Here is a 26,359-nt window from a genome sequence, read left to right on the forward strand (position 1 = left end):
AATGTTCCCGCATGTAACCCCACGGAGCGCGCCTTGCGAGTTTACGATTCTTATGCCCCAACTCGCGCCCAAACTCGCGTATGCAAGAACCTCCTTCGCCTTTCGCGCCACAAAAGCAACAGCAGCGTTGGCGCGAAGCCGCCCTTTATCTGACGGCCCTGCTCGGCTGTGGCTGTTTGCTGGAACTCCTCTTCAAGCTGCATCAGGCTGATCTAAACGTGCCCTTGCTTTACTCTGGCGACGGGGTTTTCCATCAAATGCTGGTCAAAGCCATCCTGACGAAGGACTGGTATTTGCAGAATGACGCGCTGGGGATGCCCAAAGGGCTGGAACTGTATGACTTCCCTTTGGTGGACAATGTTCATTTTCTGCTGCTTAAATTGCTCGGCTGTTTCAGCACCGATCACGCAAGAGTGCTGAACATTTTCTTTTTATTTACTTTTCCGCTCACGACACTGACCGCGTTGTTAGTGCTGCGCCATTTCAACATCTCAGCGGCGCCCGCATTGGGCTGCAGCCTGCTTTACACCTTTACCCTGTACCATCTGCGGCGCGGCGAAAATCACCTATTGCTTTCCGCTTACTATCCCGTGCCGCTCATGATCATGGTGCTGCTGTGGCTCTGCCAGGGAGCCTTGCCAGTAACCGGGAACGGCTGGTATCGCAAGCGCCGCTGGTGGAGCGCCAGTTTGATTTGCGCGCTCATTGCCTCGACTGGCAGCGGCTATTACGGCGCGTTTGCGCTGGGGTTATTGCTGAGCGTTGGCGTATGGCGCGTAGTGGAAACCAACTCGCTAAAAGCGTGCTGGCCTCCGCTGCTTTGCGCGGCGCTCATCGTCACCTGTACCGCCGCCAATCTGTTGCCCCATTTACTTCACCGCTTGCAACACGGCGCGGTTCCGGTGGGGCAACGCGCGCCTGGCGAAGCGGAAACGTATGGATTGAAACTGGCCACGCTGCTTTTACCTGCCCCTGGCCATCGGATAGCGCCGCTCGCGAACTTGCGGGCGCGCTACGATCAAGGGCCGCTGAATAACGAAAATGCCGATGCCTCATTGGGCTTGGTCGGAAGCCTTGGCTTCTTGTTTCTACTCGCTTGGCAGGTGTATGGCAGGCTCACTGCTAAGCACAATCTCAACCAAGAGCGGCGGCAGTTATGGCAACACCTGAGCCTCTTGAATATCTCGGCCTTGCTGTTGGGTACGGTGGGTGGAGCGGGCGCGCTGATCGCGCTACTCGTTTCGCCCCAAATTCGCAGTTACAACCGGGTCAGCGTTTACTTGAGCTTTCTCGCGTTGCTGGCGGTGGCCTCGCTCTTGGATCAATTGGCCGAGCGGTACGCGCGTTCGGCCCGGCGATACGCGGTCTTCAGCGGCGGGGTTTTGCTGCTGACTGTTTTGGGCGTGCTCGATCAAACCCCGGCGCAGCCCCTGCCTGATTACGCGGCGGTCAAAGCTGAATACCGCAATGACGCGGAGTTTTACCAACGTGTCGAGGCCAATGCGCCAGCGCATGGGATGATCTTTCAGTTGCCCGCCCACCTTTTTCCCGAAGGCCCGGGCTACGAACATTTCAAAGCCTATCTGCACACGCGGCAGTTGCGGTGGAGTTTCGGGGCCATGCGCGAACGTCCAGCCTCACAGTGGCAACTCGACGCAGCCGCGCAACCGGCGCCGCGTTTGATTGAACTGCTGGCCACCGCCGGATTCAGCGGACTGAACATTGACCGTTGGTTTTATCAGGATGGCGGCGCGGCGCTCGAAACCGAGCTGACGAATTTGCTGGGCCGCCCGCCGCTGGTGAGCCGGAACAATCATTTCAGCTACTTTGATCTGACGGCCTATCAACGAACTTTGCAGGCAGGTGTTTCAGCCGAAGACTGGCGCGCGCGCCAGGAAAAAGTCTTGTACCCGCTGCTGCAAACTTGGGGCGGCGAATTTTCAGGTCTTGAGGGCACGCCCGCAGATAACTGGCGCTGGTGCGGTTCTGAGGGAGAATTGCTGCTTGAAAATAGCTCATCGCAGCCGCGTGACGTGCAGCTTGAAATGTCGCTTTCGTCTCCCCAGCCCGGCAAGCTGGTGCTAAAGAGTGCCCCCTTCACCGCAGAGCTAGCGCTCAGCAATCAGGCAACCGCTTTCCGTAAAAGTTTCGCGCTGCCGCCAGGCTCTCACAAATTCCTCTTTTATTGCGACGCGCCGCCGGGCCAATCAGCGACTGACCCGCGCGAGTTGGTCTTCTGTGTTCATAATTTCAAACTGACAGAATAGCGTTGTTGCGACCTTTGGAAACAACTGCGTAAGCAAATTGGCGACGGGGACACTGAAACCCCGGCGGGCATCCGCTAATACGCCGTCCCCAACACCACCGCATTCATGAACAAAAACATCGTCGCTTCGGCATAGGCCCGGTAATTCGGGTCTTCGGCAAAGGCGATAAGATGGCCCTGGCCGTAGGGCTGGTGAATCAGAAAGGCCTTTTGCGGCAATTGCGCCAGTGATTCGGGCCAGATCAAACCACTCGCAAGCAGGCGGTCTTTGGGGGCGTAGATGCCCACGTTGACGCCTTTGTCCAGTTTGATCGGCGTGAAAACGCGCGTGCTCTCGACCTGCACTTGCACCTCGTTATCGGTTCCGGCGGAAAGCCAGTGGTTGTCGTTGAGCGTGACGCGCAATAACGCGCCGGGCACGAGTTCGGGCAATTCGCGCGCGGGTTGGATGGCTTGATCGAAGTCGGCGGGTTTGCGTGCAGCATCAGTACGAGCGGGGGGCGCGTCGGTTTCGGGGCTGCCGTCGCGCCATTCGGTGCGCGTGTCGAGCAAGGCCGTGCTTTCGCGCGCGGCCCAGCGCGAGGCTTCACCGAGCGTGATCAGTGTGCCGCCCGCATTCAGCCAATCTTTCAAACGCCGCAACGTATCGCCACTCAAGGCCGCTGCGTAATTGCCCGACGGCAAGACCAGTACGTCGTAACGCCGCCAGTCTACGCGCGCAAGCGAACTGGCGCGCACGGCGGTGACGGGCTGTTGATAGCGCCGCTCCAACACATAGCGCGTCCAGCCCGCAGACAAACTGCTGGCAGGTTGATCCCAAGCGAGCAACACGCGCGGCGCGCGCAAGGCCACGACCTGATTGCTGCCGAGCGAAGTTCCCTCTTCGACAAACGCCGAATCAAGTTTGACCACCTCCGCCCCATGCTTCGCAACAATCGCCGCGAGCTTCGCTTTGAACGTGGCTAAGTCAGGGCCGTTATCAGATGCTCGAAAAAACGCCGTGCCTTTGCTGAACTTGCGCCCGGCCAGCGTGAACGTGGCGTTGAGAAAGCGCGCGCGCAAGCCTGTTTGCAAGGCTTCGAGCGTGACAGCGGCGGCAGTTGCATTCCACGGCAAGGCGTAGCCGACAATAGCGTCAGGCAATGTCGCGGGTGCAGCCGTTGTTTCAACCGGCGTTGTTTTCGCCGTCACGGCACGGTCGGTGGCGAGGCATTCGACATCGTAAAGCAGCGGCAGATTCCAGGCCGTGATGTCGTAAATCTGATCGGGCAAGCGGTTCTTGCGACGCTCTTCCTGCACTTTCAAGAACTCGGCGCTCATCGGCACTTGGGAGTCGAGCAGATTGCGCACGAGCGCGCCAGCGGGTTGCGGCAACGGCACGATGAACGTACCAACGGGCAGCGTGCGGCTTTCGTGCTGAATGGGTTCAGCAGCGCGTTGTACGTTGACGCCGTTGGCTTGGAGCGTGCGCACCAGTCGGAGCGTCTGTCCGGCGTCCTGTCCGGGCGGCAACAAATACGCCTGCGTAGTTCCCTTGCCCGCGTTGCGGCGAAATTCATAGAAATCGCGCAGCAGCTTTTCGCGGTTGCGCGCCGCCGTCAGCGCCGTCGTCATGGCGCTGGTGAAATGCCGCACCGCGCCATCCAGATAACTCAGCACGGTGTCATCGCGCCGCCGATAGGCAAGGCCGCGTGCCGAGGCCATCTCGAACGTCATGCCCAACGCGCCCTGCGCCGACGGCCACGAGACGCCATAGCCGGGATAGAAAGCGTCATAAACCTCGCGGTTGAAATAGGCGAAGCCGCGTTCATCGAAGCGCGCGGCATTGGCGCGGCCAAAGACGTCGTACCAATCCAACTGCGCTTTGCTCAGGTGCGGGTTGTAAGGCGTCGCGGCGGGCGGAAAGTAATAGGTCGCATCGCCGCCCTGCTCGTGCAAATCCACCGCGACTTGCGCGGGCCAGTCCAGCAGCAGGCGCGCGCGGCCTTTGGTTTCGGGTTGTGTTTGCGCGAACCAATCGCGGTTCAAATCGAAGAGGTAATGATTGCTGCGCCCGCCCGGCCAGGGTTCGTCGTGTTCGGCGGCTGCCGGTTCAGGGTCGGGCTGCGCGGCTCGTCCGAACAGGTTTTGAAAGACAAAGCGCGCGCGGCCATCGGGGTTTTGCATCGGATCAATCAGGACGAGGCATTCGCGCAGGATGGTGTCAACATTGGCGTCACCGCGCGCGGCCAACAGATGATAAGCCTCGGCCAGCGCGGCTTCGCCCGATGAAATCTCATTGCCGTGGACGCCGTGCATCAGCACGACGACAGCGGGCAATTCTTTGACCAAGCGTTCGGCTTCGCTGTTCGACAACGCGCCCGGATTGGCCAGCCGTTGCAGCCCGGCCTTAATTTCATCGAGGCGGCGCATGCGTTCGGGCGTGGCGATAATCAGCGCGTGCAACGGGCGGCCTTCAAATGTATCGGCGTATTTGAGCAAGCGCGTGCGATCAGGCGCGGCGTCGGCCAATGCTTTCAGATAGGCCGTGATCTGTTCGGGCGTAGTCACGCTTTCGCCAAGGTCATAACCTGTGGTTTGTTTCAGCGTGGGGATGTGCGTGTCGTAGCGCGTGCCGGGGGCGAATTCCAACTTTTGCGCATGCGCGCCGCTGCTAAACAATGAACAAACCAAAACCAACAAACTGATTCGATAAACTTTCATTGGATTCTCTCTCAAAAAAGGTACAGCCGCAGATACTCGCAGACAAACGCAGATCAGCGTCTTTCTGCGTTCATCTGCGGCCAAACTTTAATCGCGTTTCCACTCGGTCAACACATACTCCAAATCAAAATCGTTCCAATCGTAGCGCAGCAAAATGCGGTCTTGCCCCGTCACCCACAGATGCGAGGTCGGCACTTTGATCAGGTCAGAATCCATCGTGAAATGCATCGCCTTGAAAGTCCCGGCGGGCACGGTGAGCTCCTCTTCGCCGAGCATCTCGATGCGGTAAACTTCCAGCCGCCCCAAAGGCCCATCCGTCCCGTTCCACTTGGTCGAAGTGTTGTAAAACGTCCGCGTCTGTTCACCGCCTTTGCTGTGGTCGTAGTTGAACCAAATCCAGCCGTCCAGCATCACCGCGTGCGTCGTGATCGAAAAGAAATCGGTCGGCACCTTGACCGTTTGCGCCGTATGGCCCGTCTCGCGGCCTTCGGCCAGCACGCCCAACCGGTCGCCTTGCACACGAAACATGCCGTGCCCGATCAACTGTTCGGCGACTTGCAACCGGATGAAGGCATCGGTGGGCCGCCCGTCCTTGCCGCGCGTGTAAGTCACATCGCGCACGAATTTGGAATCATCCGTCATCGAGAGTGTACGCATGGTGACCGAACCATCGCGATTGCGCGTCAGCCACCAATCTTCGCGCCCGCGTTCGACGCCAGTGGATGTTTTGCGATAAGAAAGGCGACCGTGTTGGTAATGCAATTCAGACATAGCCGTTTGCTTTTGCGGTTACGACATCACAGTGCGTTTCTGTTGCCAGCGCCCACGCGTAAAGTCTGGAAACTTCACCGGCGCGCTGCCCTGCGCTACCGACTGATCGCTCAAGGGGCCGGGCACGCTCCAGGCGGCGGCGTCATAAACATCAATGTCGGGCACGAGGCCTTGGCGCATGCATTCGACGATGCGATAGAGCTGGATGTAATCCATGCCGCCGTGGCCGCCATTCTTGCGCGCCAGTTCGCCGACCGTCTTCCACAACGTGTGCTCGAATTCGGCTTTGTATTTGTCCGGATTGGTGAAACGCTCGCCGCCGGGTTGGCCTTCGATATAGATGCGTTCGGGGTAATCGCGGAAGATGCCTTTGGTGCCTTGAATCAGGTTGATGCGGTCGTAAGGGCGCGGTGTGGTGATGTTGTGTTGCAGCATGATCGTGCGGCCCTGCACCGTGCGCACCAGGCTGGTGTTGACGTCACCGCAAACGTATTTCTCTTTCCACTTTGGGCTGTCTTTCGGCACGGTCTTCGCGCGGTATTCATCCAGGCCGAGCGCAGGCGAACTCATGGAAACCATGTAATCCAAGCGGTCGCCGCGATTGATGCCGAAGTAATTCGACACCGGGCCGAAGCCGTGCGTCGGATACAAATTGCCATTGCGTTGGGTGTGCGGGGTGCGCCGCCAGAGGCCCTCGCTGCGGCCTTCGTTGATGATGAAACGCAGATCGTGGTTATAGGCGCATTCGCCGTGCAATAGGTCGCCCAGCACACCGGCTTTGGTCATATTCAGCAGCATCAATTCGCTCGCGCCATAACAGCAATTTTCCATTATCAGGCAATGCCGCCGCGTCTGCTCCGAAGTATTCACCAGCGTCCAGCATTCCTCCACGGTCATGGCCGCCGGGACTTCGACGCCGCAATGCTTGCCGCCTTTCATGACGGCCACGGCCATCGGGACGTGCCAATCCCAGGGCGTCGCGATGTAAATGAAATCCACATCGTCGCGTTGGCACAAATTCTCAAAGTCGCGCTCGCTCTTGGTGTAAACGGCGGGCGTTTTCTGTCCGGCCTTTTCGACACGCGCCACGGCTTTGGTGATGCGCGCTTGGTCAATGTCGCACAGGGCCGTGACTTGCACACCTTCCACCGCCAGCCATTCGCCCAGCATCTCTGTGCCGCGTTCACCGACACCGATGATGCCCAGGCGCACTGTTTGATGTTTTTCAAATGGTACGCCGATCATCGAAGCTGTTTGGGGTTGTATGTTACTAGCTTCTACCTCGAAAGTTGCCAGGTTCAGCGCCGCGCTGGCCACCGCCGTTGTTCTCAGCCAGTCGCGGCGGGTGAATTTGTTCGTCTTGTTATTCATCTTGTTTCTCTAGTTAGAAAGGATTGCCTTGATTAGTTACCCCGCCGTTCCAAAGCGCAACATTCCAATGCGCAGCATCGGCTACATCACAAACAGCGCCTCGGCGTGGCCATCGAGAGCGTTTGCCGGTCAATGTAATTGATCGTGGTGGCGAGCAGAATCAATCCAATCATCCACCAACGTAGCCGCGAGATTTTAGCAAGAGCCATCTTCATGCTTGACGCTATTGCCGCGCGTTGGGTTTAGCCTTGCGACTCGCTCGATCCGGCCCAGAGTTTGTTGACGATGTTAATCAGCACCAAGCCGCTCATAACAAAGACCGCGCCCAGTAACAAAGCTAGGCTCGTGCGACCATACAGAATGTTACCGACAGTAAACAGCGACGACCAAATCATGGTGCAACCGGCGACCCAGCCTAACAGGGCTTGTGGGATGTTATCGCCCGCCGCGACGGAATCCGCTTTCGAGATGTTGGCGGCCTGGCGAATCGGTTCCCAGCCGGGGCCGGTGGGGCGCACTTTGCGGTAAAACTCGATCAGCGTCTGGCGGTCGGTTTGCGGCGCGAGATACGCGGCGAGCACCCAACAAACCGTCGTCGCGGCGATGGTCAGAATCAGCTTGCCGGACGAAGTACCCGTGTAAACACCCTGTTTCCCCAATACGATGAAAAGCACCGAGATCACAAACGAACTCATCATCGCCACGACTTCGCACCAGGCGTTGATGCGCCACCAGAACCAGCGCGTCAGGTAAAGCAGCCCCGTGCCCGCGCCGACTTGCAGGATGATGTCAAAGGCGTCTTTGGCCGAATCGAGCACAAAGACCAAGCCGGACGAGAGGAAGAACAGGATGACCGTGACGACGCGGCCTATAAACACATAATGCCGCTCTTCGCCATCACGCTTGATAAAGCGGCGATAGAAATCGTGCACCAAATACGACGCGCCCCAATTCAAATGTGTCAGGATCGTGGATGAATTCGCGGCGACCAAGCCGCCCACCATCAGGCCGACAAAGCCGACCGGCAGGAACTTGAGCATCGCGGGATAGGCGATGTCGTGGCCGAGTAACTTGGGATCAAGGTTCGGAAAGGCGGTCTGGATGTCAGACAGTTGCGGGTACACCAGGATCGAAGCCAGCCCGACCAGAATCCACGGCCAGGGGCGCAAGACATAATGCGCGACGTTGAAAAACAGGACGGCGCCCAGTGCGTCTTTTTCGGACTTCGAGGCGAGCATGCGTTGCGCGATGTAACTGCCGCCGCCCGGCTCCGCACCCGGATACCAAACCGCCCACCATTGCACGGCGATGGGCATCACAAAAACCGCCACGGCCATGTCCCAGTTATTGTTGAAATCGGGCAGCACATTCAGATAGTTGATGCCGCCCGGCCCTTTCATCGTTGAAAGCTTGCTGACCAAGCCGTCCAGACCGCCGACCGCCGGATGCTTCAGCGCGAAATACGCCGCCGCGATGACCGCCGTCATCTTGATGAAGAACTGGATCATGTCTATCACCAGCACGCCCCACAGGCCCGAATGCGCGGCAAACACGACGTTGAGCAAACCTACGAACGCCAGCGTCTGCCAGCGTTCCATCCCAAAGAGAATGCCCGCGATCTTGCAGGCGGCCAGATTCACTGTCGCCATAATCAGGCAGTTGAACAGCAAGCCCAGATAGATTGCGCGAAAGCCGCGCACCGCGCTGGCCGCGTGGCCCGAATAGCGAATCTCGTAAAACTCCAAATCGGTCAGCACGCCCGAACGCCGCCAGAGCCGCGCGTAAAAGAACACGGTCGCTACGCCGGTCAGCACAAAGGCCCACCAGACCCAATTCCCCGCGACGCCGTTGCGCCGCACGATGTCGGTGACCAGATTGGGCGTATCGCTGCTGAACGTCGTCGCCACCATCGAAAGCCCGGCCAGCCACCAGGGCACGGAACGGCCCGAGGCAAAGAACTCCGAGGTATTTTTGGCGGAGCGTTTGCTAAAAAACAGGGCGGGGATGAAACAGACGGCGACGGCCAAAATGGCGATGATCCAGTCAAGCGCGCTCAGATGCATCTGGGGCGATCCTTTCTCGGTTCAAGTTGTCTGGTACAGAAAATTCAGGAGTGAAATTGCGAGGCAGATACTAACGGCTCTCCGCACAACTGTCGAGATGCGCGGGCGGGATTCGACGGACAGCGGCGTGCTCAAGGTTGCGTCCAATCCTCAATGACCAGCCCCGGCACGCGCGCGAAATCGCGCTGGTTGCGGGTGACGAGCGTGCCATTCACACTCAAGACAATTGCGGCAATTTTCAGGTCTTGTGTGCCGACGCGCTTCACGGTCGCTTTCAGACGCACGAACTCAGTGGCAGCGGCATCATCAAACGGCAGCAGTTGCAATCGCATGAGATCGCCCAGCGTTTCTTGAAATATGCTGTAAGCCGCCACCCATTCTTTGACGTTTCTGGCCCGCGCAATCATCGCAAAACGCCCGCGAAGCTGTTCTTCAACGCTAACAATCGTGGTCGCACGTTGTGGCAGCGGCACCTTGTCCAACCGGGCGGCAACTGATGAGTAACCGCGCCGTACAAAGCTCAGATGATCGGTATCGAGTACCCACAATGAACTAGGCACGATTGGCCTCTTCGCGGATACGCCGCAACTCTTCCTGGAACTCATCCCAATGTGGGTCGTTGGCATCGCGGCCAAACATTCTTTTCCAGGGGTCGGCTGTCGCTACTGAGGGCGAAGCTTCAACTTGCACATGTAGGATTTCGCCGTGCGCCAAACGCTCAGCGACTGCGGTCTGTGCTTTGACGATAGCTTCATCTTTTGTCTCACCTGCACCCACGCAATCAGGCCAGCCCAGCGCGGTTGCGATAAAGCCGTTTTGCGGTTGCTTCTCAACCAGAATTTGGTACTCCATAACTCACCTCCATGACAGCGATAAATACACAAAGAGGGAGCCTTCGGCAAGCTCCCTCTTTGCTCATCCTGCCATCAGGGGTCGCGTTTAGAAGTGGAATTTCAAAGCGAACTCCAGATTGCGCGCCGAATTGAGCGTGCTGGTGATCTGCCCGAACGTCGTCGAAGTCAACGTCCAGCTACGATCCGGCCCGTTGAAATTCGGCGTGTTGGTAAAGTTGAAGAACTCCGCCCGGAAATCGAAATACTTGTGTTCCGAGATGTAGAACTTCTTGCCAATCGTCGAATCCCAGTTGAAGAAACTCGGCCCATACAGAATGCCCACGCCCGCGCTGCCGAACGTGCCTAAGTCAGGCAGCCCGAAAGCCGTGGTGCCCGTTCCCGTGCAGAACCGGTTGTTCGAATTGTAAATGTAACAATCCGGCGTGCCGGCATTGAGCAGCGGCTTATCAATCAGGTTTGGACGTTCGGTACCGCGCGGTGCTTGCAATGAACGCCCCGTACCGAGCGTAACCGTGATGGGGAAACCGGTGCGGCGCTGCACGATGTTGCCCACGTTCCAACCGCCGAGGACGGCGTTCACAATCGGATGCCAGTCCTTGCCCATCATACGGCCTTTGCCGAAGGGCAAGTCATAGGTGCTCGACACGATGAAGTTGTGCCGCGCGTCAAAGAACGCCGGGCCATAGTTATAACCATGCCGGTTATACGCATTGCTCGAATAAGCGCTTTGCGTCGTGTTGACGCCGCCGCCGCTGCCGTAATAGCCCAGGTTGTCGGTCATGGACTTGCTGAGCGTATACGAAGCCTGGAATTCCAAGCCTTTGGTGAAGCGCTGGCGCGCCATCACTTGCAACGAATGGTACTTACTGATCGCCCATGAATCCGTCACGCTGGTTTGTGTCACCGTGGGATAAAGGCCAAAGAGCGGACGGCGGTTTTGCGCCGCAATCCAGCCCGAAGCGGGGCCAGTGCCCGGCAACGGCTGGTTGATGTCGGTCGGCGCGACCAAATGCGTCGCCCAGTGACCGACGTAACCCGCCGACACCGTGGTGTTCTTGAACACCTGGTGTTCCAGCGTCAGGTTCCATTGCTGGGTGAATTGCGGACGCAGGTTCGGATTCCAAACGCGCAACTGGCCGGTAATCCCGACCGACACCAGATCGGTGAAGCCTTTGGTGATCGTGCCCGCGCCGCTGCTCAGGTCATAGGGCACATCCGTTTCAGTGAAGAACGGCGGGTTGAGCGGCAGGCGCAGGTTGGAGCCAGTGCCTTCCATGTATTGCGTGATGCCATAACCAGCGCGTACCACCAACTTGCCGTCGAATTTTTCCGGCGTCCAGGCGATGCCAAGGCGCGGTTCGAAGCCTTTGTGGTAGGCATTGTAGAGCGCACGGCTGTTGCCGTTCTGCCCAGCCACCAGCAGCTTGCCGGTAGCGATGTCGAAGTTTGACTGGCGATCTTTCACCTCAACCACCGGCGAGGTGTATTCCCAACGCATACCCAGGTTGAAGGTCAGGTTGTTGCGCACTTTGTAATCATCCTGGAAGAAAAAGCCCAGGCGATTTTGCCGGTGTCCCCACACGCCACGGTTTGCGTCAGTGGGGTTGCCGCCTTTGCCCTTGTTCGTCAACAGGTCGAGCAGGAAGTCGGAAAAGGGTTGACCGCTAAAGGTTGCGCCGTAGGTAAAGAACCCCAGGATGCCGTTGTTACCCGCGTAAAAACGGTTCTGTTGGTAACGCTGCAACTGACCGCCCATTTTCAGGCTATGCCGCCCGCGCAGGATGGTCAGGTTGTCGCCGTAATGGAAGGTGTTCGTGGCGTTGTAAGAGTCAGACAACGAGTTGCCGATGCCGGCCAACCCGTTACCGAGTGTGACGCCGCTCAAACCCGTGCGCGCCTGATCGCCGGGGATGCCGAATTTATTATTGGCTTTGCCAATGCCGGCCCAGTCGAAGCCCGCATTGATAAAGACCGCGCGATTCAAACCGATGCGCGCTTCGTTGATGACGGTCGGGCTGAAGGTGTGCGTCCAGTTCAGCGCGATGTTTTGCGGACGACTGAACGATTTGCCGGTCAGCACGATGGGCAACGCGCCCTTTGCGCCCAGCACTTCGTTGTTGCCGAAGGAATAGCGCCCGGAGAAGTTATCTTTGTCGCCCCAACGGTTGTCAATGCGGATGTCGAACTGATGGCCGTCGAACTTGTTCGCGGTGACGACATCCTTGATGCCCGTGCCGTTGGAAGGGTCAATGCGGTCAGGCAGCGGATAGAGCGCGTTGTCGGCGAACAGCGCTTTCGCCACCGGATTGACAATGCGGTTGGCCGGGATGACACCGAGCACGCCGCCCGAAGCAAAACAGGCCTGCTGATAATTCACGCCCGCTGTCGGCGTGGCTGGTGTCGCCTGGCACAATTGCGTGCGCGGCAATTGCGGATCGCGGATGTAAGGCGAAAGCGTGCGCAGGTCGCCTGACCGCCACGCCGGCGAAGCCACACGCACCGAACCGGGGCCGCCCGTGCGTTGCACCGAACCCTGATAATCCATGAAGAAAAACAGCTTATTCTTCATGATCGGCCCGCCCAGCGTGCCGCCGAAGATGTTCTGGCGCAGTTTGTTTTTCGGCACCAGCACGCCGGTCAGCGCCTTCTGGCGGCCATTGCTCCAACTGTTGGCGTCGAGCGCGTCGTTGCGCAAGAACTCAAAGACGTTGCCGCGCCAATTGTTCGTACCCGATTTGATCGTCGCGTTGACGGTCGCGCCGGTCACGTTGCCGAATTCCGACGAGGAATTGCTGGTCTCGACGCGAAACTCGGCCAGCGCGTCAATGCTCGGCTTGTAACCGATCAGGTTGTCGAGCGTCTCGTCCACCGAGATGCCGTCGAGCAAAAAGGCATTGCCCTGCTCGCGGTTGCCGTTGACGTAAGGCCGTCCGCCGCTGCCATTCGGCTGGGGCGAAGTGAAGCTGTTGGGCGCGACGGTGATCGAACCCGGCACCAGCAGCGTCAACTGCTGGAAGGCGCGCCCGTTGAGCGGCAGGCTGCTGATGGTGTTGCCGGTGATGACGTTGCCAACCGTCACCGTTTCGGTTTGCAGAATCGGGGCCACGTCTGAAATCGTCACCGTCTCGCTGACGCCGCCGACCTGCATTTCCAGATTAACGCGCGCCGTCTGGTTGACTTCGAGCTTGATCTCGTTCGAGGCCAGCTTTTTGAAGCCTGTCGCTTCCACGCTGATTGTGTAAAGGCCAACGGGCAGAAACGGAATCGTGTAATTGCCCGAATCGCTGGTCTTGGCCGTGTATTCGAGTTTGGTGCCTTGATTGGTAACGACGACTTTGGCGTTTGGAACAGCGGCTCCTTGCGTATCAGCCACCGTGCCCGTCAGCGTCGCGGTATAAGTTTGCGCTGTCGCAGTCAACGGCGAAAAAACCATGCCGAGGACGAGCAACAGGACGCTCAAACGTTGCGTTGCTGTTTTCATTGCGAACATCTCCTTATTAAGTTTGAGGGGGCCGGAACATGTGCTTGCGGCGCTGTCCGGCCAATCCATCAACTACTCATAACGAAGGCGGGCCAGGCCGCCGCTGCTCAAGCGTTGATTTCCGTGCGTGAATTTTCGATCCTCAGCAAAGCTCTTTGAAATGGCGCGTGTCGCGCTTGCATCGAGAATGGCAAATCGGTATAGCTTCCTTGCCGCCGCAAGTCTGATGGGAAGTTTCGGCTTGCGTCCTGTGCAATTGGTACTAAAAGTATAATGAGGCCGAGGGTTAAAAGGCAACCTGCAATTTCTCGCTGACCGCTGGTTGGCCGCTCGCTCGCCGGTCAGGCGCAATGAAAATTGCGCTGGGCGGTGTGCGTTTCAACGTCTTGCCCCGCCTGGCTTGCTGCGATGAAACAGCTACGGACAAGCTGCCGCGTTTTTGGACTTTGTTTGGCATTCAATCTTTTGTGCTTGAGCCAAACCTTGCCGCCTGGCACGGCGCTATCTCTCAATCCCGCTGGCACCCAATTGCGCTGGCATGAGCGCGTGCTGCTGGACGCCCAACGGGATGGATTCATGTCCATCAAAGAGATCGTTTCTTCGCCCGATCAAAAACAATTTGTCGTCATCGCCTGCGGCTACGAATGCAATGACAACGCCGGCTTTCTCTTGCGCGCCGATGGCGGCGGCAAACGCAAATTCACGGCGCGTTGGGATGCCATCCTGCAAAGCGCCGTCGAATGGTCGGATGACGGACGGCGGCTTTATTACTACCGCATCAATTCCAGCGGAGCCACCGCGCCGCGTGGTGCGCCTGCCGAAGGCTGGATTGCGGTTGACGTGCGCACCGGCGCCAAAACGAAAGCTGCCATGCGAAAGTTGAAAGCAACCACCAGCTACGCCGTTTTCAATGTCGGCAGCAACGATGTGTTGAATGTGCGAACAAGCCCTGACGGCAATGCGGCAATCAGCGGCACACTGGCCCACAACACCAAAGGCGTGCGCGTGACCGGCGCGGCGGTGCGCGTTGGCGGCAACAATTGGGTGTCCATTCAGGCCCAGGGTCTGACGGGCTGGGTCAATCAAAACTATCTGTGCGAAGAGCACAGCATCACCAAAACCAATTGAGATGAAAGCCTTCATAATCGCCAACTACCTCTTCCTCGCCATGTTCATTTTCAGCGTTGTCGTGCAATACAACGACCCCGACCCGCTGGTCTGGATGTCAGTCTATGGCTTGGCGGCGCTGGCTTGCATCGTGGCGCTCAAGCGGCCTGCGCACTGGCAACTGCCCGGCGCGTTGTTGCTGTATGCCGCGCTCTGGGCCGCCACCATTGCGCCGCGCGTGCTGGGCCACGTGCGCTTCGGCGAACTATTTGAAGCCTGGGAGATGAAAGATACGCGTGTCGAAGAAGGGCGTGAGTTTGGCGGCTTGTTGATTGTGGCCGCCTGGATGCTCGTGCTTTTTTTACGGGCGCGGCGAATGCGGTTGACGCAGCACAACCCCGCAACGCAGAATTGAATTCCCCCTCGTCCCTACGCAGTTTCTCGCACAACGGGCCGCCGTCTCTCCCACACGCGGCAAAGTTGTGTGCACCGGCTTCCCTAACGAAGCAGCATCAGCAAAAAACATCATTCTGAAGAGGAGATTTCCATGAATTTAACAGGCTTATTGAGCGGTGCCTTGGGTGGCGAGGCGGTTGGACAAATTAGCCAGGCCATCGGCGCGGACGAAAGCACGACCAGCAACGCGATTCAGGCCGCCCTGCCGATGTTGATCGGTGGTTTGGCCCGCAACACACAATCGGAAGACGGCGCGGCCTCGCTGCTCAACGCGGTGAACAAAGATCACGACGGTTCTATTTTGGATGACCTCGGCGGCTTTCTCAGCGGCGGCGCGGCCAGCGGCATCGGCGGGGCCATCCTGGGCCACATCCTGGGCGGACGCCAGGGGCAAGTCGAACAAGGCATCAGCGCGGCCAGCGGTTTGGATATGAGCAAGGTCGGCCCCTTGCTGGCGATGCTGGCCCCGGTGGTCATGGGCGCGCTCGGCAAAGCCAATCAACAACAGGGCGGCATGGATGCCAGTTCGCTGGCGGGCTTGTTAGGCGGCGCGCACCAAGAGATGTCTGCGGGTTCGCCGATCCTAGGCATGCTCGGCGGTCTACTCGACCGCAATCATGATGGTTCCGCGCTGGATGACATCCTGGGCATGGCGGGCCGGATGATGAGCGGCAGATAAGGGATGAGGGATGAGGGATGAGGGATGAGGGATGAGGGATGGAGGATGAAACAAGTTGCCTTTCTTCATCCCTCATCCTTCAGATTTGGAGTCCCAGCGAAACGTGCTTGGTTTCCAGAAACGCCTCCATTCCCTCTGTTCCTAGCTCCCGGCCCCAGCCGCTTTGTTTGATGCCGCCAAAGGGGCAATTGCTGGTCGAGGGCACACCGTCATTGATCCCTATCGTCCCGGCTTCCAAGCCTTCCATCAAACGAAACGCACGATCCAGACTGCCGGTGAAGGCATAGGCGCTTAACCCATACGGCGAAGCGTTCGCCAATTCCAACGCCTCTTCTTCCGTCTCGAACGCGCAAACCGGCGCGATAGGCGCGAAGGTTTCTTCGCTCATACACAGCGCGTCTTTGGGCACATCAGCCAGCACCGTCGGCTCTATAAAATAACCCGTCACGCCCCAGCGTTTGCCACCGCACAAGACACGCGCACCCAAGGCCACAGCGTTCTCGATGTGTTCGAGCGCTTTGTGCAAACCGTGCGCATCAATCAACGGCCCGACTTCGACGTTCGGCTCAAACGCGCCGCCCACCTTGAGCGCCTGCATCCGCGTGACAAAGGCGTCGAGGAATTGGTCGTAGATGCTGCGCTGCACGTAGATGCGATTCGCCGCGATGCAGGATTGGCCGGTGTTGCGCGTCTTGGCGATGACCACGCCTTCGACGGCGCGCGGCAGATCAATGTCGTCAAAGACCAGCACCGGCGCGTGCCCGCCCAGTTCCAGCGCGAGCGGTTTGATCGTGTGCGCCGCGCCGGCGATCAACAAGCGGCCCACTGCGGTCGAACCGGTGAACGTGACTTTGCGGCAGAGCGGATGCGCCAAAAACTCTTGCCCGATTTCCGGCGCGTCGCCGAGTACGACCTGAAAGACGCCCGCCGGCAGCTTGGCCTCGGCCACACATTCGGCAAAAGCCAGCGTGCTGAGCGGCGTCAGTTCCGAAGGCTTCAACACGACCGTGCAACCGGCGGCCAGCGCGGGCGCGGCTTTGCGAATGCCCAGCACCAGCGGGAAATTCCACGGGCCAATCGCGCCCACAACGCCCAGCGGAGACTTGATGACCAGGTGCCGTTTGCCATCCACTTGTGGCGGGACGATGCGGCCATAGGCGCGCCGCGCCTCTTCGGCAAACCAGCGCAGATGATCCACGGTCATCGCGACTTCGCCGACGCTTTGCGCCAGCGGCTTGCCGTTCTCCAATGAGATGATGCGCGCAATCTCGGTGCTGCGCTTTTCAACGGCCTCGGCAATGCGGTTGAGAAATGCGCCGCGCGCCTTGCCGGTTTGCTTGCGCCAGGCTTGAAAGGCCGTGTGCGCGTGCTGAATCGCTTGCGCCACCGTCGCGCGGTCAATCGTCGAAACGCTGCCGAGCAGTTCGCCGTTGGCGGGGTTATGCACATCAATGAATGGGGTGTTCGTGACCCATTCGCCGTTTAGATAAAGTGGATAGGGTTTCATAGTCTGGGTGCGTTTACCGCGTTTGCCTGACTTGATTCAGCTTCGAGCTAATCAAGCGTTGCTAGTCCCACCGGATTTTGTGGTTTGGTTTTTCCAGCGCCAGCGGCGCGAAATGTTTATAGCGACCAGCCAAATCTATGCGCTTAGCTCCGTTAGGAGCGACATCTGAGCGCCGGCAGATACCGCCCCGCTGGGGCTCGCGTGCTTTTTCGCACTCCAACTATAAACATTTCGCCCCGCCGGGGCTGTCACCACAAAATCCGATGTGATCAGAAGCGTTGACGATGTTGTGTATTTGGCTGCCCATTATGCCACACGTCTAATACCGCCACAGGGGCGTGGGTTTCGCATACATGCTAGCCCAGGGCTTTTGCCAAGTCGTAATTCGGCACAGCTAACTCAGAACAACCAACATTGGGACACGCTAGTTGCCACAGAGGCACAGAGGCACAGAGGCAAGCAGAGAAAGAGCGTGCTCTCAGCCCCTCCCTTTGTCTTCGCTCCGTGCCTCTGTGCCTCTGTGGCTGATTCCTGTGTACTAATGTTGTGTGGTTCGATTTAGACGGCCATCCTGAATCCTGATTTCGTAACAACTCCCGGCATTTTTTGCTTGCCAGGAACCAGGAACCAGGAATCAGTGCAGTGTCACTCGTTCGGTGCGCTTGCTGACTTGGCAAAAGCCCCGCAGGCTTGCCTTATCCCGCCAAACTATCTGGCAAAACTTTAATTCGCTGTCTCGCATGGAAGAGCAATTTATCAGTTATAGTACGCACCGACCTGCAAGCCTGCTCCTTCACGGCTTCAGTTATCCATATTCCATGACAACACGGAGGTGTTATGCGGTTTTCTTTTCAAGGCCGGAGCCTGCCGGTCAGTGTGCTTTCGCTGGCGGTGTTGCTGCTGGCCTGCCTGGCGTTGCTGTTCCCAAACTGGTTTGCGCCCGCGCAAGTGACAGCGCAAGGCGTCGGTAAACGCGGCCTGGGATTCACGCCGGCGGCACAGGGCAGCGGCTTCATTATCAGTGAACAAAACGGTCAGCGCATTTGTCAGCAAGCGACGCCAGCACAAGCACAGCAGATGCGCCGCGCCGTAGACACGGTTGAGCGGAAGGTGATTTATGCCGGACGCGCCCGCGCCAGCACGGCGGAGCAGGAGCAAATCGGCTTGCGCATCACGTTGCGCGCGAGCGCCCAACTCGATAATTTTCCGGACGCCAAAGCCGCCTTTATTCGCGCGGCCCAAAACTGGGAGGCGCAGATTCTCTCGCCGATTTCCATTGTTCTCGACGTTGATTTCGGCCCCACTTTCTTCGGCGAAAATTATCCCAATGCCAACATCATCGGTCAGACGGCTTCACAGACTATCGGCAGCCGCACGGGTTACCCCAACATCAAAACAGCCTTGCTGGCGGGCGCTTCGAGTAGCGCCGAAACGGCGTTGTACAACGCCTTGCCGACCGGACAACTGCCGACCGATCAGGGCGCCTTAGCCGCAGTATTTGCGGATGCGTCGGTCTTTCGCGCGCTGGGTTTGATCAGTGCGACCGCCAACCCTGACACCGAACAGCAAAACTTAGGCAGCCCGCCACAGATTGGGTTCAATTCGGCTTTTCCTTTCGACTTCGATCCGAGCAATGGCATCAATCCCAACCAGATTGATTTTGACGCGACGGCCACGCACGAAATCGGTCACGCGCTCGGCTTCGGTTCGAATGTCGGCGACAAAGAACTGGATTCCACGATTGCGGCGAGCGTCACTGTGCTGGACATATTCCGCTTCCGTCCCGGCATCAACCTCGCGTCATTTTCCAGCGCCCAGCGCATTCTGGCTTCGGGCGGCACACAGGTTTTCTTTGGCGACGGCGGCGTCGAACTGGGCTTTTCGACGGGACGGGCTGACAGCACTGGCGGCGACCGGAATCAGGCCAGCCATTGGAAGGCGAATGAACTGACCGGCGTTTACATCGGCGTGATGGACCCGACCGCCGCGCGTGGCGAACGCGACCAGATCACGCAAAATGATTTGAATGCGTTCGACACCATCGGCTATCGCGTGCGCAGCGCGCAACAGCAAATTGACGTGACGCCCGCCACCGTTGATTTCGGCGACGTAGCCTTGAACGCGAGCGCTGACCGCACGCTGAGCGTCTTGAACACCGGTGCCCAAACGTTGCAAGTGACGGGGCTGACGCTCAACAACGCGCAATTCAAGCTGACTTCGTCCGCCACGACCTTCACCATTGCGCCCAATGCCCAACAAAATGTCGTCTTGCGCTTCACCCCAACGGCGAACGGCGCGCAAACCGGCACGCTCACGCTGGCCAGCAATGACCCGAATCGTCCCACGCTCAGCGTGTCATTGAACGGCTTTGGCGGCGTGCAACCGCTCGTCGCGCTGACTTCAAGCACGGCGCAAACCGGCACGATTGCCGCGCCGCCCACCGCCAACGACTGCCGCATTGACCCGACGCAGTACACGATTCAAGTCCCCGTCAATGCCACGCAACTGCGCGTGACGCTCTCTGGCAATCAGGACGTGGATTTGTATGCGCGCTTCGGGCAGCGCGTCGCGGGCGTTTCGCCGAACTTCACGGGCGATCACGTTTCCGATTCGCCCAACAACAGCGAAGCCATCACCGTCACGCCCAGCAGCGTGCCCGTCTTGCGCGCGGGCACCTATTTCATCGGCGTCGCCAATTGCGGCCCCGGCACGGCCAGCTACACCGTGACGGCCACGGTCACGGGCGGCAGCACGGCGCTCGCGACGGTTTCCGCCGCTAGCTTCAGCGGCGCCGAATTAACCGCCGATTCCATCGCCAGCGCCTTTGGTCAAAATCTAGCCACCGCGAATGCCAGTGCCACGACCAATCCGTTGCCGTCCACGCTGGCCGGCTCCACGTTAAAAGTGCGTGACAGCGCGGGCACCGAACGCGCGGCCTCGCTCTTTTTTGTCTCATCGGGGCAGATCAACTTCCTGGTTCCAACGGGCACGGCCACGGGCGCGGCCACCCTCACGGTGACGAACAGCAATGGCGCGACAGCGGTCGGCACGATCAATATCGCGGCGGTCGCGCCGGGCCTCTTTGCCGCGAACGCCAATGGACAAGGTGTGGCGGCAGCCGTAGCCTTGCGCGTGCACGCCGATGGCAGCCAGAGTTTCGAAGCCGTCGCACGGTTCGACACAACCACCAGCCGCTTCGTTTCCGTGCCGATAGATTTGGGCGCGGCCAGCGATCAGGTCTTTGCGGTCTTGTTCGGCACCGGCATCCGCAATCGCAGTTCGCTGAATGCCGCGACCGCGCTGGTTGGCGGCGTCGCGACGCAAGTGCAATTCGCCGGCGCGCAAGGCGGCCAGGTCGGTCTCGATCAAGTCAACGTGTTGTTGCCCCGCAGCCTGGCCGGACGCAGTGAAGTGGACGTGGTGCTGAGCTTTGACGGCAAGACAGCCAACACGGTGCGCGTGAACATCAAGTGACGTTATAGTCCGCAAGAAAACTAAACCACGAAGCGCCGCCGGGCACGAAGCAGAGATTTCTCCGAGGTGCGCGATTTCCTGCGCGTCGTGCCCCGCGCCGCTCGGCAGCGTTTTGGTCGTATAACCCAACGCGCGCGCCGCTTCGTCAATCACACGGCGGAAGCGCACGTCGGTCGGCGCGGGCGGCGTGGCGTTGACTGACTTGAATTCAAACTTCGTCCCGGTGGCTTGTTCGATCTGTTTCACCTCAACTTGAATCTTGTCGAACAGCATCTGCACTTTGGCCGCATCCAAATCGCGCAGGCCCAAACTCGTGTTGACGCGGCCCGGAATCACATTGAATGCGCCGGGCAGCGCCTGCATTTTGCCGACCGTGCCGACCTGGCGGCCCGGCACGCTGGTGACGATGCGATTGACTGCGTCCACAAAGCGCGCCGCCGCCAGCAAGGCATCGTGCCGCTGGTTCATCGGCGTCGTGCCCGCGTGGTTGGCGAAACCCTCGACCGACACGTCCCACCAATAGACGCCGACGATGCCTTCGACCACGCCGATGTCGAGCCGCTCGGCGTGCAACACGCCGCCTTGTTCGATGTGCAATTCCAGGTAGCCCGCGATGTCGCCGCGTTTGCGCACGACGCTGGCGAGTTTGTCGGGATCGCCGCCGATGAACCTGATGCCTTCGCGGAGGATCTTTTTGCTGTTGGTGATTTGATTGAGTTCGCGTTCGGTCAGTTCTTTTGCCAGCGCGTGGCTGCCGATGGTGCCGCCCTCTTCGTTTTGAAAGAGGATGACTTCAAGCGGGTGACGCAACATCACATTGTTTTCGGCCAGCGTCTGCGCGACTTCAAGCGCGCCCATCGAACCGACCTGCCCGTCGTAACTGCCGCCCGCCGGTACCGAATCAATGTGCGAACCAATCAGCAGCGGTTTCAGGCTGGCGTCTTGGCCGGCGCGGCGTCCGATCAGATTGCCCGCCGCGTCAATGCTCACGTCAAGTTTGGCTTCACGTAACAACCTTGCCGCGTACTCGCGCCCTTGCAGGTCGGTGTCGGTATAGGCAACGCGCTGTGTGCCGCCTTCGGGCGTTTTGCCGAATTGCGCCAGTTCGGCCAAATGGGCGTTGAGCCGCGCGCCGTTGACGCGCAGCCTGGCAGTGGATTGTGACAAGGGCGCCGCTAAGCCGCCCGCAACAGAGAGCAATCCGAAATTGAATTCTCGACGATTCATTGGCTTCCTCGCTTTATCCTTTTTCATATTATTGCTTATTACCCAAGTATGTTCAGCGGGGCCGGCGTGCAGAAAAAATTGCCAGCCCGTGAAACGGCGCGGCTGCTTTTATTGCCAGGTAAGCCGCAAAAACTTCTTTGACAACCACAAAAAAACGAAGAGCACGAAGAAGAACAGGAAGAGAAGGAGAATGCCTGCAAACATTACCACTTTCTCGCTACTCTTCGTGTTCTTCGTTTCTTCGTGGTGATAAGTTTCTGTCAACGAGCTTTTGGCGACTTACTTAAACAGCAGGCAGATAAACAAAATCGGCAACTCGCCGTGATGTTTTGCGCGCTGGCGACATTGCTACATGAAAGGAAAAAACAAAAACCGCGTAAGAGCCCGCAAACTCTGTTAGCAGGGGTTATCTTGACGAGCGTCAAGCCCAGACATAATAATCCGCGCCTCTGCTATTTCCCATCTTCGACCAAGGGAAAGTAACTCTCGACTGCGCCTGGTTCTTTAGCCGCGGTACGGCTGAAGCGGCGTAATAGTTAACTCTGTCGTTCCGAGGAAAGCATATGACAAGTCGCAACCGCACGCAGTTGACGCTTTTGACGGCAGCTTTGCTGGCCGTATTTTGCCTGGCCGGCTTTCGGCAGCAGGCCGCCACATTGCAAGCCCAGGCCCAAGCTCCCGCGCTCTCTCAGCAGATGCCGGTTGATCCGCAAATCACCATCGGCAAGCTCTCCAACGGCGTGCGCTATTACATTCGCGCCAACAAAAAGCCCGAAAAACGCGCCGAACTGCGCCTGGTGGTCAAGGCCGGTTCCATTTTGGAAGAGGACGATCAGCAAGGCATGGCGCATTTCGTCGAGCACATGGCTTTTAACGGCACCAAGCATTTCCCCAAGAACGAGATCGTCTCCTTCATCGAAAAACTGGGTATGCGCTTCGGCGCGGATTTGAACGCCTACACCAGCTTTGACGAAACGGTTTATATGCTGCAAGTCCCGACTGACAAACCCGAAACATTGGAGCGCGCGCTGTTGGTGCTGGAAGATTGGGCGACCAACGTCACGTTCGATGACACAGAAATAGAGAAAGAGCGCGGCGTGGTGTTGGAAGAGTGGCGCTTGCGGCTGGGCGCCGGTTCGCGCATGCAGCAAAAGATTCTGCCGGTCTTGCTCAGAGGCTCGCGTTACGCCGACCGCTTGCCGATTGGCAAACCTGAAATCATTCAAACCGGCAAGGCCGAACGCTTGAAGAAATTTTATGCCGACTGGTACCGCCCCGATTTGATGGCGGTGGTCGCGGTGGGCGATTTCGACAAAGCCGCGCTTGAAAAAATGGTCACGGCGCACTTTGGTTCAATCCCCGCCGCCGCCAAAGCGCGCCCGCGTCAAAGCTACGACATTCCTGACAACGCCGGCACGTCTTACGTCATTACGACCGACAAAGAGAACACTGCTGCTTCAATCGAAGTTGATACGTTGCTGCCCGCCGCCGCACAAGGGTCAGTCGGCGTTTACCGGCAGAAGCTCGTCAACCGTTTGTTTTCCAGCCTGCTTTCAGCCCGGCTGGCCGAGGTCGCACAGCAGCCGAATGCCCCGTTCATCTTTGCGGGCGGCGGGCGCGGCGGCTTTCTGGCGCGCACCAAAGATCAGGCTTCGCTGTTCGCACAAGTCAAAGAAGACGGCCTCGAGCGCGGTTTGGACGCTTTGCTGACCGAGGTCGAACGCGTCGTGCGTTTCGGTTTTACGGCCACTGAACTCGAGCGGCAAAAACAAAGCGCGCTACGCAATAGCGAACGCATCTTGAACGAAAGAGAGAGCCGCGAATCGCGCAGCCGCGCCGATGAATACATTCGCAACTTCCTGGAAAACGAAACGCTGCCCACCGCCGAAGATGAATACGCTATGCAGACGCGCTTCATACCGGCAGTCACGCTCGACGAAATCAACCAGCTCGCCAAGGCCTGGTACTCCGATAAAAACCGCGTGGTCGTCGCCACCGCTCCGCAAAAGAGCGGTTTGGCGGTGCCCGACGAAGCCAAGCTGGCGGCGGTCATCAAAGCTGTCCCGGCAAAAGAACTGAAGCCTTATGTTGACGCCCTCAGCGCCGCCGCCTTGCTCGACCCCATCCCAACGCCGGGGGCGATTACCAAAACCAAAAACCGGGACGCCCTGGGCATCACTGAATTGGAGCTGTCCAACGGCGTCAAAGTCGTGTTGTTGCCGACCACCTTCAAGACTGATGAAATCCTGTTTCGCGCCACCAGCCCGGGCGGAACTTCGCTGGCCGCCGACAAAGACTACATTGCAGCCAGCACCGCCACCCAGGTTGTCACAGCCGGCGGCGTCGGCAAATTCAACGCCAATGATCTGCGCAAGCTGTTGACCGGCAAAGTGGCGTCAGTCGCGCCGTTCATTTCAGAACTTGAAGAAGGGCTGAACGGTAACAGTTCACGCCAAGACCTCGAAACAATGTTCCAGTTGATCTATCTCAGATTCACGCAACCCAGGGCCGACGCCACAGCTTTTGCCGTGCAGGCAAATCAGATGAAAACCATACTGGCCAATCAAGCGGCTTCGCCCTCGTTTGCATTTTTCGAGGCGCTCTCGGCAGCCCGGTTCCAAAATCATCCGCGCCGGCGCATCGCCACGGCGGCGACGATTGACGAATGGAATTTGGACAAGTCCCTGGCGTTTTACAAAGACCGCTTTGCCGACGCCGGCGACTTCACCTTTTTCTTCGTCGGCAGCTTTGACCTGCCGGCCATCAAGCCGCTGATCGAACGTTATCTGGGAGCTTTGCCCACGACCAAACGCAAAGAAAGCTGGAAGGACTTGGGCATTCGCCCGCCGGCTGGCGTGGTCGAAAAGAAAATTGAAAAGGGCCTTGAACCAAAAAGTCAGGTGGCGATTATTTTCAGCGGGCAATTCGAATACGAGCAAGCCAAGCGTGTGGCCCTGCGGTCAATGTCCGAAATCCTGGGAAACATGCTGCTGGCAGCCATCCGCGAAGAACTCGGCGGCGCTTATGGCATCAGCGCCAATCCCAGTTACCAAAAAGACCCGCAGCCTGAATACTCCATCGCCATTCAGTTTGCCTGCGACCCGCAACGCGCCGACGATTTGATCAAACGCGTGTTTCAGGAGATCGAACAACTCAAAGCGAAAGGCCCGACCGAAAAGCAGTTGACCGACGAAAAAGAAGCACTGCTGCGGGAATTTGAAACCAGCATCAAACAGAACAACTATCTGCTCAGCCAATTGATGGCCAGATACCAGGCGGGCGACGATCCAGCCGCGCTCTGGAACATGCCTGAGCATTACAAAAAGCTCGACGCCGCCACGATTCAACAAGCAGCCAAACAGTATCTGAACACGAGCAACTACGTGAAAGTGACCATGTTCCCTGAAAAGAAATAGCTGCCCGCAACAGCGCGCGCGCCACTTGCTGCTTGCTTGTTTAAGTGACCTGCAAAAAGTCCTTTGACAAAAACTATTCACCACGAAGCAACGAAGAACACGAAGAAAGAGAAGAAAACATCAATGTTGATCGGCCTCCTATCTTCTCCTTCCTGTTCTTCTTCGTGCTCTTCGTTGCTTCGTGGTTGTCCAGGAATATTTTGCCGCCTGTTTAGTCGCCTCATTTGACCGGCACACCCAACGTGTCGTGATGCTGCGCGATCAACGCGCGCAAGTAAGGCCCGATGTGTTTTGCCGATTCAAAGCCTGCCGCGCGCGCCGCCGCGTCTTGATCTTTTTCCGCAATGTCCGCGCTCTCGGCGTAATGCTTCAAATCGCGGTACAGCCCCAGCGTGAACAAGTCCCAGCCCGCGCCCTGATCGCGCGTGAAGATAAAATTGCCGGGCCGTTTGAGCGTGCGTTGATAGGCGTTTTCCATCTCGCGCTCTTTGTAAAGTTCGGCGTGTTTGCCCGCCAGCGCCTGAAAAATTTCGAGGTGATAAAAACCGGCTTTGGCCGCCGCCGCTTTCAACTCAGCCAATGGCGGGCCGTAAACGAACAAGTCCTCTTGCCAGGCGATCAGCTCTTTCAGCTTGGCTGCGAACGGCTGCGCAGCTTGCTGGCGTTTGGCAATCCGCGCGGCCTGATAAAACTCGCTGTAACCACCCAATGGAAACAACATCAGCAAATCCCACTTGTCGCCCTGCGTGTGGCGGATGACGAACGGCGCTTCGTCGCCAGCGGCGGCGTAAGTTGGCAGACGCTGTTTGTGCAGTTCGATCAACTCTAGCAGCTTGCCCGGCGCGGCTTGCACGAATTTGGCTTGGTAAAGATAGCCCGGTTCGGCGGCCAGTACGTGCGCTGCCAAAAGCAAAAAGACTGTCGTCAGAAAAATCGTTCGCATCGCTACCTCCACAAGCTGGTTTTGGTAATGGGGTTAAATGA

The 26,359-nt window shown here is 58.4% G+C and carries 15 protein-coding genes; 6 read left to right on the forward strand and 9 right to left on the reverse strand.

Annotated elements, in window-relative coordinates; all coding sequences use genetic code 11:
- Window positions 1–80 precede the first annotated feature (80 nt).
- Entirely contained in the window at window positions 81–2,267 is a 2,187-nt protein-coding gene (locus tag HY011_21235; GenBank protein MBI3425455.1) for a hypothetical protein, read from the forward strand.
- A 74-nt stretch (window positions 2,268–2,341) separates the two neighbouring features.
- Here the strand turns inward: HY011_21235 and HY011_21240 are convergent, their stop codons facing one another.
- From HY011_21240 to HY011_21270, 7 genes are all read right to left on the reverse strand, one after another.
- Window positions 2,342–4,969, reverse strand: a complete 2,628-nt coding sequence (locus tag HY011_21240) for a hypothetical protein (GenBank protein MBI3425456.1) — start codon at window positions 4,967–4,969, stop codon at window positions 2,342–2,344.
- A gap of 87 nt (window positions 4,970–5,056) precedes the next feature.
- On the reverse strand, window positions 5,057–5,740 hold the full coding sequence (locus tag HY011_21245) for a hypothetical protein (GenBank protein ID MBI3425457.1): 684 nt from the start codon (window positions 5,738–5,740) through the stop codon (window positions 5,057–5,059).
- Window positions 5,741–5,758: 18 nt separating this feature from the next.
- On the reverse strand, window positions 5,759–7,111 hold the full coding sequence (locus HY011_21250) for a Gfo/Idh/MocA family oxidoreductase (protein MBI3425458.1): 1,353 nt from the start codon (window positions 7,109–7,111) through the stop codon (window positions 5,759–5,761).
- A gap of 242 nt (window positions 7,112–7,353) precedes the next feature.
- Window positions 7,354–9,174 carry a Na+:solute symporter gene (locus tag HY011_21255; GenBank protein ID MBI3425459.1) on the reverse strand — a complete coding sequence of 607 codons (1,821 nt, stop codon included), beginning with the start codon at window positions 9,172–9,174 and terminating at the stop codon, window positions 7,354–7,356.
- A gap of 131 nt (window positions 9,175–9,305) precedes the next feature.
- On the reverse strand, window positions 9,306–9,779 hold the full coding sequence (locus HY011_21260) for a type II toxin-antitoxin system VapC family toxin (GenBank protein ID MBI3425460.1): 474 nt from the start codon (window positions 9,777–9,779) through the stop codon (window positions 9,306–9,308).
- Entirely contained in the window at window positions 9,727–10,026 is a 300-nt protein-coding gene (locus HY011_21265) for a hypothetical protein (protein ID MBI3425461.1), read from the reverse strand. The genes HY011_21260 and HY011_21265 overlap by 53 nt, the downstream gene beginning before the upstream one ends.
- Window positions 10,027–10,113: 87 nt before the next feature.
- Entirely contained in the window at window positions 10,114–13,509 is a 3,396-nt protein-coding gene (locus HY011_21270) for a TonB-dependent receptor (GenBank protein ID MBI3425462.1), read from the reverse strand.
- Between the two features lie 450 nt (window positions 13,510–13,959).
- Between HY011_21270 and HY011_21275 the strand changes: the two genes are divergently transcribed.
- The 3 genes from HY011_21275 to HY011_21285 all read left to right on the forward strand — a co-directional run bounded on the left by HY011_21275 (window position 13,960) and on the right by HY011_21285 (window position 15,751).
- Entirely contained in the window at window positions 13,960–14,637 is a 678-nt protein-coding gene (locus tag HY011_21275; GenBank protein MBI3425463.1) for an SH3 domain-containing protein, read from the forward strand.
- Window position 14,638: 1 nt separating this feature from the next.
- The gene (locus HY011_21280; protein ID MBI3425464.1) at window positions 14,639–15,031 is read left to right on the forward strand and encodes a transmembrane 220 family protein; all 393 of its coding nucleotides are present in this window, start codon (window positions 14,639–14,641) and stop codon (window positions 15,029–15,031) included.
- 132 nt (window positions 15,032–15,163) lie between these two features.
- On the forward strand, window positions 15,164–15,751 hold the full coding sequence (locus HY011_21285) for a DUF937 domain-containing protein (GenBank protein ID MBI3425465.1): 588 nt from the start codon (window positions 15,164–15,166) through the stop codon (window positions 15,749–15,751).
- 79 nt (window positions 15,752–15,830) lie between these two features.
- Here the strand turns inward: HY011_21285 and HY011_21290 are convergent, their stop codons facing one another.
- Window positions 15,831–17,258 (reverse strand): NAD-dependent succinate-semialdehyde dehydrogenase, encoded by a 1,428-nt coding sequence (locus tag HY011_21290; GenBank protein MBI3425466.1) that lies wholly within the window; start codon window positions 17,256–17,258, stop codon window positions 15,831–15,833.
- Between the two features lie 837 nt (window positions 17,259–18,095).
- Between HY011_21290 and HY011_21295 the strand changes: the two genes are divergently transcribed.
- Complete coding sequence (locus HY011_21295; protein MBI3425467.1) at window positions 18,096–20,732, forward strand: choice-of-anchor D domain-containing protein; 2,637 nt, start codon at window positions 18,096–18,098, stop codon at window positions 20,730–20,732.
- A 1,790-nt stretch (window positions 20,733–22,522) separates the two neighbouring features.
- The gene (locus tag HY011_21300; GenBank protein ID MBI3425468.1) at window positions 22,523–25,375 is read left to right on the forward strand and encodes an insulinase family protein; all 2,853 of its coding nucleotides are present in this window, start codon (window positions 22,523–22,525) and stop codon (window positions 25,373–25,375) included.
- A gap of 220 nt (window positions 25,376–25,595) precedes the next feature.
- Here the strand turns inward: HY011_21300 and HY011_21305 are convergent, their stop codons facing one another.
- Complete coding sequence (locus HY011_21305) at window positions 25,596–26,318, reverse strand: hypothetical protein (GenBank protein MBI3425469.1); 723 nt, start codon at window positions 26,316–26,318, stop codon at window positions 25,596–25,598.
- Window positions 26,319–26,359 lie beyond the last annotated feature (41 nt).

It is taken from the genome of Acidobacteriota bacterium, assembly GCA_016196035.1.
In the GTDB taxonomy this organism is placed as follows: Bacteria; Acidobacteriota; Blastocatellia; order RBC074; family RBC074; genus JACPYM01.

Excerpts from the sequence above, each read along its gene's own strand:
- HY011_21260 (MBI3425460.1), bottom strand. The coding sequence starts at position 9,779 with ATGAGTTCCAGGAAGAGTTGCGGCGTATCCGCGAAGAGGCCAATCGTG.
- HY011_21255 (MBI3425459.1), bottom strand. The coding sequence starts at position 9,174 with ATGCATCTGAGCGCGCTTGACTGGATCATCGCCATTTTGGCCGTCGCC.
- HY011_21305 (MBI3425469.1), bottom strand. The coding sequence starts at position 26,318 with ATGCGAACGATTTTTCTGACGACAGTCTTTTTGCTTTTGGCAGCGCAC.
- HY011_21280 (MBI3425464.1), top strand. The coding sequence starts at position 14,639 with ATGAAAGCCTTCATAATCGCCAACTACCTCTTCCTCGCCATGTTCATT.
- HY011_21250 (MBI3425458.1), bottom strand. The coding sequence starts at position 7,111 with ATGAATAACAAGACGAACAAATTCACCCGCCGCGACTGGCTGAGAACA.
- HY011_21285 (MBI3425465.1), top strand. The coding sequence starts at position 15,164 with ATGAATTTAACAGGCTTATTGAGCGGTGCCTTGGGTGGCGAGGCGGTT.
- HY011_21235 (MBI3425455.1), top strand. The coding sequence starts at position 81 with ATGCAAGAACCTCCTTCGCCTTTCGCGCCACAAAAGCAACAGCAGCGT.
- HY011_21300 (MBI3425468.1), top strand. The coding sequence starts at position 22,523 with ATGACAAGTCGCAACCGCACGCAGTTGACGCTTTTGACGGCAGCTTTG.
- HY011_21245 (MBI3425457.1), bottom strand. The coding sequence starts at position 5,740 with ATGTCTGAATTGCATTACCAACACGGTCGCCTTTCTTATCGCAAAACA.
- HY011_21265 (MBI3425461.1), bottom strand. The coding sequence starts at position 10,026 with ATGGAGTACCAAATTCTGGTTGAGAAGCAACCGCAAAACGGCTTTATC.
- HY011_21270 (MBI3425462.1), bottom strand. The coding sequence starts at position 13,509 with ATGAAAACAGCAACGCAACGTTTGAGCGTCCTGTTGCTCGTCCTCGGC.
- HY011_21240 (MBI3425456.1), bottom strand. The coding sequence starts at position 4,969 with ATGAAAGTTTATCGAATCAGTTTGTTGGTTTTGGTTTGTTCATTGTTT.
- HY011_21295 (MBI3425467.1), top strand. The coding sequence starts at position 18,096 with ATGCGGTTTTCTTTTCAAGGCCGGAGCCTGCCGGTCAGTGTGCTTTCG.
- HY011_21290 (MBI3425466.1), bottom strand. The coding sequence starts at position 17,258 with ATGAAACCCTATCCACTTTATCTAAACGGCGAATGGGTCACGAACACC.